At 35.3% G+C, this 12,647-nt stretch carries 12 protein-coding genes; 6 read left to right on the forward strand and 6 right to left on the reverse strand.

The window, feature by feature from the left end; genetic code table 11:
* Positions 1-33 precede the first annotated feature (33 nt).
* Complete coding sequence (locus ACMA47_RS07830) at positions 34-834, reverse strand: hypothetical protein (RefSeq protein WP_413929349.1); 801 nt, start codon at positions 832-834, stop codon at positions 34-36.
* Between the two features lie 30 nt (positions 835-864).
* Entirely contained in the window at positions 865-1,527 is a 663-nt protein-coding gene (locus ACMA47_RS07835) for an ATP-binding cassette domain-containing protein (RefSeq protein ID WP_413929350.1), read from the reverse strand.
* 413 nt (positions 1,528-1,940) lie between these two features.
* Between ACMA47_RS07835 and ACMA47_RS07840 the strand changes: the two genes are divergently transcribed.
* Positions 1,941-3,029 (forward strand): GEVED domain-containing protein, encoded by a 1,089-nt coding sequence (locus ACMA47_RS07840; protein WP_413929351.1) that lies wholly within the window; start codon positions 1,941-1,943, stop codon positions 3,027-3,029.
* Positions 3,030-3,098: 69 nt separating this feature from the next.
* Here ACMA47_RS07840 and ACMA47_RS07845 read toward each other — a convergent pair whose 3' ends face one another.
* A complete protein-coding gene (locus ACMA47_RS07845) occupies positions 3,099-5,246 on the reverse strand; it encodes an endonuclease MutS2 (protein ID WP_413929352.1) in 2,148 nt (715 codons plus the stop codon).
* A gap of 342 nt (positions 5,247-5,588) precedes the next feature.
* Between ACMA47_RS07845 and ACMA47_RS07850 the strand changes: the two genes are divergently transcribed.
* Genes ACMA47_RS07850 through ACMA47_RS07860 form a run of 3 tightly spaced genes read left to right on the forward strand, consistent with a single transcriptional unit; the run spans position 5,589 to position 7,846 of the window.
* Entirely contained in the window at positions 5,589-6,110 is a 522-nt protein-coding gene (locus tag ACMA47_RS07850) for a GNAT family N-acetyltransferase (protein WP_413929353.1), read from the forward strand.
* A 48-nt stretch (positions 6,111-6,158) separates the two neighbouring features.
* Entirely contained in the window at positions 6,159-7,163 is a 1,005-nt protein-coding gene (locus ACMA47_RS07855; protein ID WP_413929354.1) for an acyltransferase family protein, read from the forward strand.
* Positions 7,164-7,204: 41 nt separating this feature from the next.
* On the forward strand, positions 7,205-7,846 hold the full coding sequence (locus ACMA47_RS07860; RefSeq protein WP_413929355.1) for a uracil-DNA glycosylase: 642 nt from the start codon (positions 7,205-7,207) through the stop codon (positions 7,844-7,846).
* On the opposite strand, the gene ACMA47_RS07865 is transcribed toward ACMA47_RS07860, so the two are convergent.
* The 3 genes from ACMA47_RS07865 to ACMA47_RS07875 all read right to left on the reverse strand — a co-directional run bounded on the left by ACMA47_RS07865 (position 7,833) and on the right by ACMA47_RS07875 (position 10,114).
* Positions 7,833-8,342: a hypothetical protein gene (locus ACMA47_RS07865; protein WP_413929356.1), complete on the reverse strand. Its 510-nt coding sequence runs from the start codon at positions 8,340-8,342 to the stop codon at positions 7,833-7,835. The two genes, ACMA47_RS07860 and ACMA47_RS07865, sit on opposite strands and share 14 nt — an antisense overlap.
* A gap of 16 nt (positions 8,343-8,358) precedes the next feature.
* Positions 8,359-8,850, reverse strand: a complete 492-nt coding sequence (locus ACMA47_RS07870) for a DUF456 domain-containing protein (RefSeq protein WP_034699841.1) — start codon at positions 8,848-8,850, stop codon at positions 8,359-8,361.
* A gap of 79 nt (positions 8,851-8,929) precedes the next feature.
* Positions 8,930-10,114 carry a carboxypeptidase-like regulatory domain-containing protein gene (locus ACMA47_RS07875; RefSeq protein ID WP_413929357.1) on the reverse strand — a complete coding sequence of 395 codons (1,185 nt, stop codon included), beginning with the start codon at positions 10,112-10,114 and terminating at the stop codon, positions 8,930-8,932.
* 272 nt (positions 10,115-10,386) lie between these two features.
* Here ACMA47_RS07875 and ACMA47_RS07880 point away from each other — a divergent pair, with 272 nt between their 5' ends.
* Entirely contained in the window at positions 10,387-11,655 is a 1,269-nt protein-coding gene (locus tag ACMA47_RS07880) for a mechanosensitive ion channel family protein (protein WP_413929358.1), read from the forward strand.
* 174 nt (positions 11,656-11,829) lie between these two features.
* On the forward strand, positions 11,830-12,549 hold the full coding sequence (locus tag ACMA47_RS07885; protein ID WP_062674459.1) for a pyridoxine 5'-phosphate synthase: 720 nt from the start codon (positions 11,830-11,832) through the stop codon (positions 12,547-12,549).
* Positions 12,550-12,647: the final 98 nt, after the last annotated feature.

The following is a 12,647-nucleotide window of genomic DNA, read 5'->3' on the forward strand; positions in this document are numbered from 1 at the left end:
TGTAAAACTTTTTCGGGTGCAAAAATAATGAATTTATTCCGGATTATGATAAATAATCTGGCTGATTACTCTTCCTTTCTTGATCGTCCAAAGAGTAGTGTATCTGTTTTCTCCTGAACCGTTTATCATATAAAGGAAAATATTATCGTTGTCGAGGGAAGTAACTCCAATGTTCTCAAAATCCATGGTAGGCTGGAACATATTTTTAATAGCTTCTCTTACAAAGACAGAGCCTCTTCCGGGTTGCTGTACTCTGATCGATTTGATTTCAGTCATTCCTTCGGGAAGATCATTTCCGATTCCCCATGGTTTTACTTTATCGATGGTAAGAATTTTTCCTTCTGCATCTTTTTCCTTTTTACGGTATCCTGCATTGGAAGGATAAATATCAATCACCACTTTGCTTCTTTGAGCAGTAGGAATCTTAGGATCGGAATTGTCGGTGAAAATAAGGGATCTTCCGTTTTTAGATTTAGAAGGAGTGTAGGCAGGAAGCTGGTCCACATAAGCAATACGTCCTTTATTCACCATTCCTTCTTTATCAAGAGTTTCATAACGTACAAAAGGCTTATCGTCATCCTGTTTCTCAGGATATTTGATCCAGATCCATTCTGTTTCTCCGGGAGCCGGTTTTACATAAACAAATACATCTCCTTTACGCATACGGATCTTGTCAACAATTTTTCGGTAATCGTCTTTATGTACACGTACATTGGCATATCCTTCTTCAGCTTTTACAACTCCAAAAGGAACTTTAGTCTGCCCTTTTACAAAAGCAATAGATAAAATACTGAAAGCGGATAAATAGAATGCTTTATTTATGAAAGTCATCATGAAAATTTTTTGATCCCTCAAATATATAAATTAAATGCTTTTCGGAAGATAATTATACCGTTGCAGTTCTTTTAAATCTTGTATTTGTTTCAGATAGCCTTCACGCAGAAGATATATACGGTCTGAAATATCGAGAACTTCCTGATAATTATGATCAGAAATAATGAATCCCTTATTCGCAGACTGTTCAATGATTGCTGCTTTCAATGCTGCAGAAATTTTAGGAGAAAGACTATGGAAGGGTTCATCCAGTAAAACAAAATCCGCTTCGGAATAAATAATCATTAAAGCTTCAATGACTCTCTGCTCACCTCTGGAAAGATTTTTAGGTTTCTCTGACAAAAAAGGACGGATCAGGTCTGAAGTTAATAGAAGATCTGTATTTTTCTTATTGCAAAAAAGAGGAATTAAGCTTTTAACGGTATTGTATTTCGGCAAGAAAATATCCTGTGGAAGGTAAGCAATTATGTTTTTTCTATCGGAAATGCTTTTCAGAACTTTGTCATTGTATCTTATAAACTGGGTATCACTACTGACGGTTCCAAAAATAATTTTTAATAATGTTGATTTTCCAACACCATTTCTGCCTAGTATTCCAATAATCTGTCCGGTTTCACATCCTAAATAAATATCCTGCAGGATATTATTATCGTTAAAAGACTTGGTGATGCTGTCAATATGAAGCTTACTCATAAAATTCCTGTTATTATTTTGACAATCACACAGACTGATACCGTGAATCCCCAAAGGAAACTTCTGGAAAATCCTAAATTGGCATAAAAGTAATATTCGTTTTTAAACCGGAGTTCATAGATAAAATAATGAAGGACAGGAGAAATCAAAAGAAAACTCAATCCGAAATTCTCAATACTGAAGGAGGATAAACAAGAAGCTAATAAAGAAAATATCAAGGTTGGAATTATTATTTTTTTATAAAAAATCCAGAGAGTAGAAATACTTTTGAACATATATTAAAAGCATGAAGTTTCTGTGTGTTTTACACTTTATTCTCAAATATATTAAAAAATACAATGCTATATGAAGAAAGTCTAAGCTATATTTGAAAAAATACCCTATTTTTCAAGGAAATTTTAAAACTAATAAACATGACCAAAAAACTACTTTTTGTATTCTCTTTTATATTGGGAATTTCAAGCCTTCAGGCAACCCACAAAATAGAAGAAGAACCCCAATCTTTATTGTATTGTGATACCAATGCTCCAACAGGAATTCAGATGTCGAATATAACGCTTACCACGGGAACAGTTACCTGGACTGCAGATCCCAATACACCCAATAACAGGATCAGATATAGAATACCAGGAACTACTACATGGATGGCTGCTGATGTTGCCCCAGGACAAAATTCTTTCACAATTACAGGTTTGCAGCCTTGTACAACGTATGAAGTACAGGTAGTGAAAGTATGTATGACACAGGGATTATGGTCTAATCCTATATTTTTTACCACTACCATTAATTATTGTGCAAGTGCTTCTACAGATATCACGATGATGCATATTTCCAATGTGACCGTAAATTCTACAGGAGTTACCTCTCCAATGGTAAGCGATTCCGGACCTTCCAATTATACAGATTACAGAAGTGATCTGAGTCGTAGAGTTAAATTTTTTATAGGAAGTACAGGAAATAAACTTTCAGTAACCAATACGTGGACGGGAACTCCAGGCACAACAACAGTAACGGCATGGATAGATCTTAATGCCAACGGAATTTTTGAATCGAGCGAAAGAGTAATGATCGCCAATAATGTCACTCAGGCTGCTCCGGCAGTGTCTGTGTTTACGATTCCAAGTTTGGCAGCAGTGACACTATGCGGTGTTACCATGAGAGTTATTTCCAGTCAAACAATGCCTGTGGATGCTTGTAGTACATTTACCTATGGGGAAGTTGAAGATTATGGAGTAGATTTGATCAATCTCACCCTTGGAGTGGAAGAATCAGGAAAGTCTGTAAAACCTGAAATTTATCCTAACCCTGCCTCTGATGTCTTAAATATTTCAGGAATTTCAGAAGCAGCAGATTATGAAATTTACAATGCTGTAGGACAAAAAATTGATGAAGGGAAAGTTTCAGATCATAAAGTAGATCTTCATCATCTATCAAAAGGAGTTTATTTTATTCAGCTGAAAGATAAAGAAAAAGTAAACCAGTTAAAATTCATTAAGAAGTAAAAATAAAAAAAGAGAGAGTACCTTTAGGTGCTCTCTCTTTGTATTTGCGTTAATTTAATTTCTTATTTATTAAATTCTCTCAAGTTCATCCGCATCAATCGTAGTCTTGAAAGTTCCGTAATTGACAATCACTTTGTTTCTGGAAATTTTTTCAATGGTTCCCACACTGGTACTTCCGGTAATACGAACACGCTGCCCGATTTTCATCCACACAGCACGGTCGGTTTTACGTTTCTCTTCCAGTTTTTCATTGGTTTCAGCAATTTTTTCAATAACATCTTCCTTTTTCAGCTGTTGAGTGATTTTTCTCTTAACAACCTGCAGACGTTTGGTTTCATCCTTATCACTGCCCAGTTTTCTGAATTTCTCCTGTTCAAGAAGCTTTACAAAATCTTTTACAACATCCTTTCTGGATTTTCCTTTGGTATAGCTGTCGATGAATGTTTCAATCTTATTCCCGAACTGTAGTTTACGGTGTTCCTCCTCGTACAACTTCTGGAAATTGAACAGTTTCTGCTGAAGCTGCTCATTCAGTTTCTGAAGGTTATCACGTTTATCTTCTACAGATTCTTTCCTTTCTGCAAGATCAGATTTCAGTTTTTCAACCTCAAATTTTTCCTGCTGCAGTTTTACAATCGTTTTGTCAAGATTAACAATATCATGTTCTACTTTTTTCTTGGCAGAATGGATAATGAATCTTGGAATCTTATTCTTTTCCGCAACTTCAAAAGTAAATGAACTTCCTGCCTGTCCCACTTCCAGCTTATACATCGGTTCCAATGTTTCTTCATTGAAAAGCATGGCTGCATTCTGAGCGTTGGGAAGTTGTTCTATCACCAGTTTAATATTGGTATAGTGCGTCGTAATGATAGCGAAACTCTTTTTGTCATAGAAAAACTCCATGAAACTTTCTGCCAGCGCACCTCCAAGCTCCGGATCAGAACCTGTACCGAACTCATCAATAAGCAGAAGCGTATTGGCATCAGCCTCACGAATGATCCCGGACATTTTCTTCAACCTCGATGAATAGGTGGATAAGTGGTTTTCAATGGACTGGTTGTCCCCAATATCAGTCATGATTTTCTCAAAGAAAAACATTTCAGACTTAGGATGAACCGGAACCAGAATACCACTCTGAATCATCAGTTGCAGTAATCCTACTGTTTTTAAGGTAATTGATTTTCCACCGGCATTCGGACCGGAAATGCAGATAATCCTGTTATGATCTGTTAAAGTTAGGGTTTGAGGGTGGATTGTTTTGTTTTCAACTTTGTTTCTTAACCATAAAAGAGGATGATAAGCATCTTTTAATCTAAGCGTTTTATGATGGTTAATTTTAGGAAGAACTCCGTTGATCACTTCACCAAATTTTGCTTTAGCTCTCGTAAGGTCAAGGTCAAAAATATAAACCTGATATCTCCATAGCTGAGGTTGAAATTCGGCCAGTTCTGCAGTAAGCTTACGGAGAACTTTATCAATTTCTTTTTTCTCTTCCTCTTCATTTTCACGCAGTTTGAAATAGTGCTTTACCACACTGTCCGGCTGAATATACGTGATGGAACCTGTTTTGGAAATTCCTAATGTTCTTCCGGCAACCCTTTTTTTGAATCCTGATTTTACAGCCAGAACCCTTTGGTCGTCAATAATCGTTTCCCGGATATCATCCAGAAAGTCACTTTGTCCATACGTGGTAAGCGCACGGTTGAAGTTTTCCTGAATCGCTTTTTTAGCAAGCTGAATTTCAGTTCTTATCCCTTTCAGAGCTGGAGAAGCTTCATTTTTCACTTCACCAAAACGGTTAAAAACCTTATCTACCTTCTCAATGATCTCTTTTCTGAATTCCAGTACAGAAACTTCTTCCAATAAAGTAGGAAATGTTTCCGGCATGGTAGGGAAGAATTTCTGAAGTCTTCCGATCTGTTCCGTGATGGTTTTTATTTTGATGAAAGCAGCATTTTCCAGACGGTAGTTCTCAATCAGCATCAATTTCAGCTCACTTTCAATATCTTCATATTCATCAAACGGAATCGCATTTGAACTTTCAAAACTCGACAGATACTCTGAGGTTTTTTTTAATGAAAGTTCCGCCTCGTCAATTTCCATGGGACGAAGTTGAAGAATTTTTTCTCTTGTTTTCGGAGAATACGCAAATGGGGAGATTTCCGCGAGCAATTGCGGAAACTCTAATTCGTCTAAATCTTCTTTATCTATATACACAGTGCAAATTTAGTGAGAATTTTGATTATTACGTATATCTGAGAGATTTACAGAATAAATTAACTGTGAATTTGATGATTATGGAGTTCCTTTTTTTATTGAAAATTTTTAAACTTCAAAAAAATCAATTTTTTACACGCAAAGTTTTTTATTACTAAACCTTATCCCTTGAAGGAAGCAAAGAGTGGATTCAATACATTGATTCTTTCTAAGCGATTCGGTCATTCTTCCACTTCATCAGCGATTTAGTCACATTTCTTTGCTTACTCAAAATGAGTAATAGAATACAATAACCTTTGTATTTATATAAATTTATGCTATTCTTTTTATTACATTTGAGATGTGAAACTAGAAACCTCAAGATTGATTTTAAAAGGAATCAATGAAAATAATACAGAAGACATTTTAAAAATCCGAGGCAATCCGGAAGTCAATAAATTTGTGAAAAGAGTTTCACCAAAGACCAACTATGATGCGCTTCAGTTTATTTTAACGATTAAGCAAAGAACTCAAAATAATCAAACGGTCTATTGGGGAATTTCTTTAAAAGATCAGTCTCATCTTATCGGAACCATCTGTCTTTGGAATTTTTCTGAAGACCGGAAAACAGCAGAAATTGGCTATGAACTGTTACCAGAGTATCACAGAAAGGGAATTATGTCTGAAGCATTGAATGCGGTTGTAGAGTATGGATTTAACGAACTCGATCTACAGGAAATTGTAGCCATTACCAATACATTCAATGAAAGCTCAAAAGGACTTCTTTTAAAACATCATTTTATTTTGCAGGAAGGAAAAAAAGATGAAGGCTTTCCTGATAATATTATTTTTAGTTTGAAAAGGCTATCCGGTGATCGTCTGTAAGAAATCTAACAGGTTTTTCTCTATCTTTATCACCGATTGAAATTACATATGAAAAATGAAATAAAATCTTTAACGGGACTTAGAGGGATTGTTGCATTATGGGTAGCGTTTTTTCATTTTAGCTTTTTTAGGAATGAATTCATTCAGGATATAGTAGGAAAGGGGTATGTAGCGGTTGATATCTTTTTTGTGCTGAGTGCTTTCTTACTGACGGTTTCTTACTCTGATAAGTTTAAAAATCTGAATTATAAATCAATAAAGGTTTTTTATAAAAAGAGAATTAACAGAATTTATCCGGTCTATATTGTATCAGTTGTTTTTATTGCCTTGTTTTTAATGAAAACTTCTGTAGCAGGATTTTTGATTAATGCCAGTTTATTACAATGTTTTTTCAGTCCTGATTACCTTCTGAATGTGGTCTATTGGTCACTCAGTACAGAATGGGTTTGTTACTTAATATTCCCTTTTATGCTTTGGCTTGTCCTGCATTATAAAATACGCAGCGAAATTTTAATTATGGCCAGTTTGGTTTTGAGGTTTGCACTTCCTTATATTCCCGATCATTTATATATAGGTTCTGAACATCCGATGCAAGTAGGGGAATCACCAAGATATCTTGATCTGCCTTACGGACTCGTTTCTCTGCTAAGAACAATTTCTTCTTATTTTCTTGGAATTGGAATTGCCCTTCTGCCACCATTTAAAATGAAGAAAGAAAACCTGTTCCTTTATATCATTCTCCTATTGTTTGTGTTCATGTTATTTATTGAAAAAGGGCTCTTGTTTATCCCTTTATTATCAGCATTGATGATCAAATATCTGTATGAAGGAAAGTCAAATTATCTGAAAGCATTTTTAGAAACTAAAGCGGTGTATTTTTTAGGAAATATTTCTTACTCGTTATACATCATCCATTATATGGTGAAGAAACAGAATTTCGTTATTGTAAATTCTTATCATCTTAATAATCTGTTATTAATCTCCTTTTCATTATTGCTGTCCTATTTTTCGTATATGCTGATTGAAAGAAAAGTGAAGATATTTAAAGTATAATGGAGGCTCTTATTTTATTTTAATATTATTATTTTTGCACTATGACCTGGACAGAAATTTTAGCCCCGATAAAGAGTACGGAATACTTTACCACCCTTTGGGAGAAAGTGAAGAATGAATATGCAACAACCAAAGTTTTTCCACCAAAAAATCAGATTTTCAGAGCATTGGAACTTACAGCTTTTGATGATGTTGAAGTGGTGATTATTGGTCAGGATCCTTATCATAATGATTATCAGGCAAATGGTTTGTGTTTCTCTGTTTCTGAGCAGGTTACAGCACCACCGTCCCTGAAAAATATTTTTATTGAGCTAAAGGATGATCTGGGAGTAGTAAGAACTTCCAAAGAACTTGATGACTGGGGAAAACAGGGCGTTTTATTATTGAATGCTACATTAACGGTTCGTGCGCATACGCCGAACTCTCATAAAGACCTTGGCTGGGAAAAGTTCACGAATTTTATCATTAAAGAAATTTCAGATAAAAAAGAGAATGTGGTTTTTGTTTTATGGGGCGCTTTTGCACAAAAAAAAGCCGAACTCATAGATCCGGCTAAACATTTTATTATTAAATCGGCACACCCTTCACCTTTTTCTGTGTACAGAGGTTTTTTTGGAAGCAAGCCTTTCTCAAAAATTAATGAATATCTTGTTTCCAAAGGGAAGAAGCCTATTTCCTGGTAGAATCAGTAGATTGGTCTGCCTTTTTTATTGTAATTCCGATTTTATATTTTCCGGCTAATGCTTTTGCTCCATCCTGCGACTTTGGATAAGGAGCAATGTCCTGTAATGTAATAGTATATCCATTGAATTCTGTCGACTGATGATAATTTCTTGCCGGGTAATCTGCACTGGCAAGGTTCAGAGTCATCGGTCGGGTAGAAGTTCCCATTACCTCCACCTGAGCAAGAGCAACACCCGCCCATATACATTGAGCTCCTTCAGGACAACGGCTGTCTTCAGAAACTCCTTTGAATGTCACATTCATCTGATATTCTCGTAAAAACTTATTTTCTCCTTCAGTCAGATAAATAACACCGTCTTTCTGATGATCAGAGCTTGTTGTTTTTGTACCTGTGGACATTTCAGTAGCTTTTGTATTAATTCTGGATTTCTTTTGGGCATCGCATCCTGTTAATGCAAATATTCCCAGACTGAGTATGACAATTTTATGGAACATAGTTTCTTATATTTAATTAAATGACGTTAAACATATTAAGTAATACTACCAAAAACATTGCCACTCCTACCACAAAACTGAATCCGGTTCCATAAATAAACCCAATCAATGCTCCTTTGGTTGATCGTAAGGCTTTATTCATATCCTTACTGTCGTGAAGTAATTCACCAATAAATACCCCTGCAAACATTCCTATCAGAAAACCTAATGGAATCGGAATAAATATCCCAACAATAGTTCCAATGACAGAACCAATACTTCCCCAACGTGTACCTCCATATTTTCTGTTGGTCTTTGCCGGAATTACATAACTTAACACTACAGAAGCAAGCGTAAGAATTCCGAATGCCCAGATATAAACCATGGAAAGATCAGCATCCGTCCCGAATTTATAGATCAACAGTCCGCAGATACTCAGCAAAAGACCAGGCAATACCGGAAGAAAAGTTCCCAATATTCCAATAAATAATAGAATAAGGCAGAAAATATTAATAATCGTTGTATCCATTCTTTTAAAAAATATACATGCAATATAAAAAAAGTGGCCTTATAAAAAGCCACTTTGAGAACTGAGTTATAAAATTTTATTACAAATTTAAGATTACGTATTCCAGAATCGGTCCTGTTTTACCGATATTTCCACTTGCATGGTTATGGAATGTAGTATAATAGATATTTCCGCTATTGGTAGTTCCTGAACATGATCCCAGATAATCGCCGTGTGCCTGATGAGCATTCCACGCATTCTGATTAATGGTAATGGTAACAGTATTTCCATTGGCTGTATGATGGCAGATCGTCATATGGTTATTGTTTAAAGATGTTCCTACTGTGATCTTAGGAGCTGTTGTATCCACATACTTATTGGTTCTTATCATCAGAGGTTCATTATCTTTCTGTACCAATACTTCCCAGAACAAAGGATCATAATGCTGGATTTTTTGCCACAAAGGTTGATCATATTGAATATTTAATGTATTAAATCCTATTGCTGAAGCCATAGCCGTATTGGAAACACTACAGTTGTTATACATAGCGACATTTCCATTGGTATTAAAACAAATTTTTGGAAGATCGAGAAATCCTCCATAAACGCCGCAATAGGGAGCATTTTTATCTCCTCCTACCAGATACGCTGCTGCCCAGTCTGAACTGTAAATGCTTCCGCCATTCGTGATAAAAGTAGAGAGATTATTGAAAACAGAAACATCGTTACCCGGATTATTAGTTCCAGTCTGTGTCAAATTACGCGAACCACAGTTCAGGAAAATAATATCATACTGGGAAATGGTGTTGAAATTTTTTAAATCATGATAGCTGATTTCTGTCGCCGTATACCCAAGACTTGTAATAATAGATTCTATTTCGTCATAACTGCCTTCTACATAAGCTATTTTTGCAATCTGATTCAGCTTTGAATCTTTGGTGGGAACAGTGGTTGTTTCATCCTTGTTAACCGTAACAGGAATCTCTGTTCTGAAATTAAGACCATTACCGGTCTGAATGTGAAGGGTTGTATTTCCTTCAGGCGCAGTAAGGCTGAATGTACCATCAGTATTGGAATAAGTGTGATAGACCTGATTTTTGCTATCAATAGTAAATACCGTGGCACCGCCAATGGGTTTTGTTCCGTTTTTAGCAAATACTTTACCTTCTATAGTTCCGGTGGGTACTTTTTTGGAATCTTCTGGGCTCATTGAGTCATCACCTCCTTTACAGTTTACTAAGAGCACAAGGCTGCATAGTACGATGAACAAGTAATTTTGTCTCATATTTAATTGATTTTGATGGGTTTAGTTTTAACCAAATTTAATAAATTTTTAATATTAAAACACTTAAATTGTAATTTATTTTAATATTTTTTACTTAAATGGATTATTTGTAGTTAATTTTTCATTTATAATTAAGTGTTGTAGAAGATTTGATATTTTAAATCTGAGTTCACGGATTTTTTTTATATGAAATTTTCCGGATAATACTTTTTGGGATGAAAATTGATTATGAATAGTAAAATGATGATTCTTAATTTCATAAATTTGCTGTAATGAATGACCAGTTACAAGAAACCAAAAACTTTATACAGGAGCTGAGCGAACGGCTTTACATTTATATTACCCAGATATCACCCTCCGGGCTGGATTGGGTATTTCATATTATTGTAAAACTGAGCTTACTTCTTGTCCTGTTTTTTATTACTGATTTTGTTTTTAAGTTCATTATCAATTCTGTGTTCAGGTTATTTCATAATGAACAGAAATTTCCCATTTTAAAATCTGTTTATCAGTCGAAAATCACCAATTCTGTAGCTCATTTTGCAGCTTTGATTGCTGTGGCTGGTATTCAGGGTTCCATATTTCCGGAAAATGCACTGCCGAAGACCACCATTTTTATCATAAGATGTATCAATCTTGGGCTGGTATTGATATTGGCAGGAATGCTGTACAGATCGTTGACTGCTTTCAGAAATTATTTCAGTATCAAACAGGATTTCTATAAAATAATGGCACTCAATGCTATTTCAGAAACCGTAAAAATTTTAGGCCTTTTTATATTTACTGTAGTAGGACTTTGTGTGATTTTCGGAATCAAGGGAACAACTATTGTAGGAAGTCTGGGGGCGATTACAGCTGTTCTGGTATTGGTTTTCAGGGATACCATTTTAGGATTTGTAACAGGTCTGCATGTAGCTACTTCTAAAAATTTAAAAGTAGGGGATTGGGTGAGCATTCCCAAATACAGCATCGAAGGAAATATTACAGAAATCAATCTTCTGACTACCAAAATCACCAATTTTGATAAAACAGTTTCCACGATTCCTACTTACGATCTGATGACTACAGAGATCAAGAATATGCAGGTGATGTCTGAATCTAATACCCGAAGAATAAAAAAATCAATTTACTTTAACATCAATTCTTTTAAGTTTCTGACTGATGAAGATGTGGAGCGCTTAAAGGAAATTAACCTTATTTCAGATTATCTGGAAGAAAGAGCATCAGAGATCAAAAAAGAAAAGGAAAGTCTGGAGCATAAAGATAAAGTTGTGAATGGAAGGCAGCTTACCAATATCGGGGTTTTCAGATATTATGCACAGAAATATATTGAAAATGATCCTGATATAGATAAAAACGGAACCCGAATGGTTCGTCAGCTGGAGATTACCCCACAAGGATTACCCCTTGAAGTATACTGTTTTGCCAATGATTCCAAATGGGAACGCTTTGAGCAGATACAGGCAGATATTTTTGACCATTTATTGGTGGCTTCAAAAGAATTTGAACTTCAGGTAATGCAGGTAAGCGTGAAAGTGTAAAAGCTGGAAGACAGAGGAGGGAAGCTGGAAGTTTTACCCCTTTTCTATAAATTTTAAATAAAATTTTTAAATGATCATGAATGGAGAAGTACCAATAGAAGTACAAAGCCTGGATTTACTTCCAGCCCCAAGCCTCTGGCTTCTCACATCTCATATCTAACATCTAAAATAACAATGACAAAACTAAGCGTAAACATTAATAAAATTGCGACGTTAAGAAATGCAAGAGGAGGTGAAACCCCAAGTGTTACAGAAGCTGCTGTAAAAATTCAGGAATTCGGAGGACAGGGAATTACCATCCATCCAAGACCTGATGAAAGGCATATCACAAGGAAAGATGTCTATGATCTGAAGCCGTTGGTTACGACTGAGTTTAATATTGAAGGAAATCCTCATCAGGATTTTATTGATATGGTATTGGAAGTGAAGCCTGAACAGGTAACGCTGGTACCGGATGCTGATGATGCTATTACATCCAATGCAGGCTGGGATACAAAAAAACATCTTGATTATCTTACAGAGATTATTGCAGAATTTAAAAAAGCAGGAATCCGTACTTCTGTTTTCCTGGATCCTTTACCTGAGCTTGTAGAATATGCAGCAAAAACAGGAGCAGACAGAATAGAATTATATACAGAAGCTTACGCAAAAAATTATCTTATCAATAAAGAACAGGCCATAAAACCTTATTATGATACAGCAGTTGAAGCTACCAATTTCGGATTGGGAATCAATGCAGGTCATGATCTGAGCTTAGAAAATCTGAAATACTTTGCAGATACTATTCCGAATCTGTTGGAAGTATCGATTGGTCATGCTTTGGTTTCAGAAGCACTTTATATGGGATTGGAAAATACAGTTCAGGCTTATCTGAAGAGACTGGCAAAATGGTAAAATATAAGAAACCAGAAGTTAGAGATTAGAAGTTAGTACAACTTCAATTATATTAAAAATAGCATAAACAGATTATGCATGATTTATCTAACTTCTGA

Origin of the sequence: Chryseobacterium sp. T20 (genome assembly GCF_047345655.1) — a bacterium.
Taxonomy (GTDB): Bacteria; Bacteroidota; Bacteroidia; order Flavobacteriales; family Weeksellaceae; genus Chryseobacterium.

Bases quoted from the DNA above. Each gene is read 5' to 3' on its own strand.
- ACMA47_RS07830 (WP_413929349.1), bottom strand. From the start codon at position 834: ATGATGACTTTCATAAATAAAGCATTCTATTTATCCGCTTTCAGTATT.
- ACMA47_RS07835 (WP_413929350.1), bottom strand. From the start codon at position 1,527: ATGAGTAAGCTTCATATTGACAGCATCACCAAGTCTTTTAACGATAAT.
- ACMA47_RS07840 (WP_413929351.1), top strand. From the start codon at position 1,941: ATGACCAAAAAACTACTTTTTGTATTCTCTTTTATATTGGGAATTTCA.
- ACMA47_RS07855 (WP_413929354.1), top strand. From the start codon at position 6,159: ATGAAAAATGAAATAAAATCTTTAACGGGACTTAGAGGGATTGTTGCA.
- ACMA47_RS07860 (WP_413929355.1), top strand. From the start codon at position 7,205: ATGACCTGGACAGAAATTTTAGCCCCGATAAAGAGTACGGAATACTTT.
- ACMA47_RS07865 (WP_413929356.1), bottom strand. From the start codon at position 8,342: ATGTTCCATAAAATTGTCATACTCAGTCTGGGAATATTTGCATTAACA.
- ACMA47_RS07870 (WP_034699841.1), bottom strand. From the start codon at position 8,850: ATGGATACAACGATTATTAATATTTTCTGCCTTATTCTATTATTTATT.
- ACMA47_RS07875 (WP_413929357.1), bottom strand. From the start codon at position 10,114: ATGAGACAAAATTACTTGTTCATCGTACTATGCAGCCTTGTGCTCTTA.
- ACMA47_RS07880 (WP_413929358.1), top strand. From the start codon at position 10,387: ATGAATGACCAGTTACAAGAAACCAAAAACTTTATACAGGAGCTGAGC.
- ACMA47_RS07885 (WP_062674459.1), top strand. From the start codon at position 11,830: ATGACAAAACTAAGCGTAAACATTAATAAAATTGCGACGTTAAGAAAT.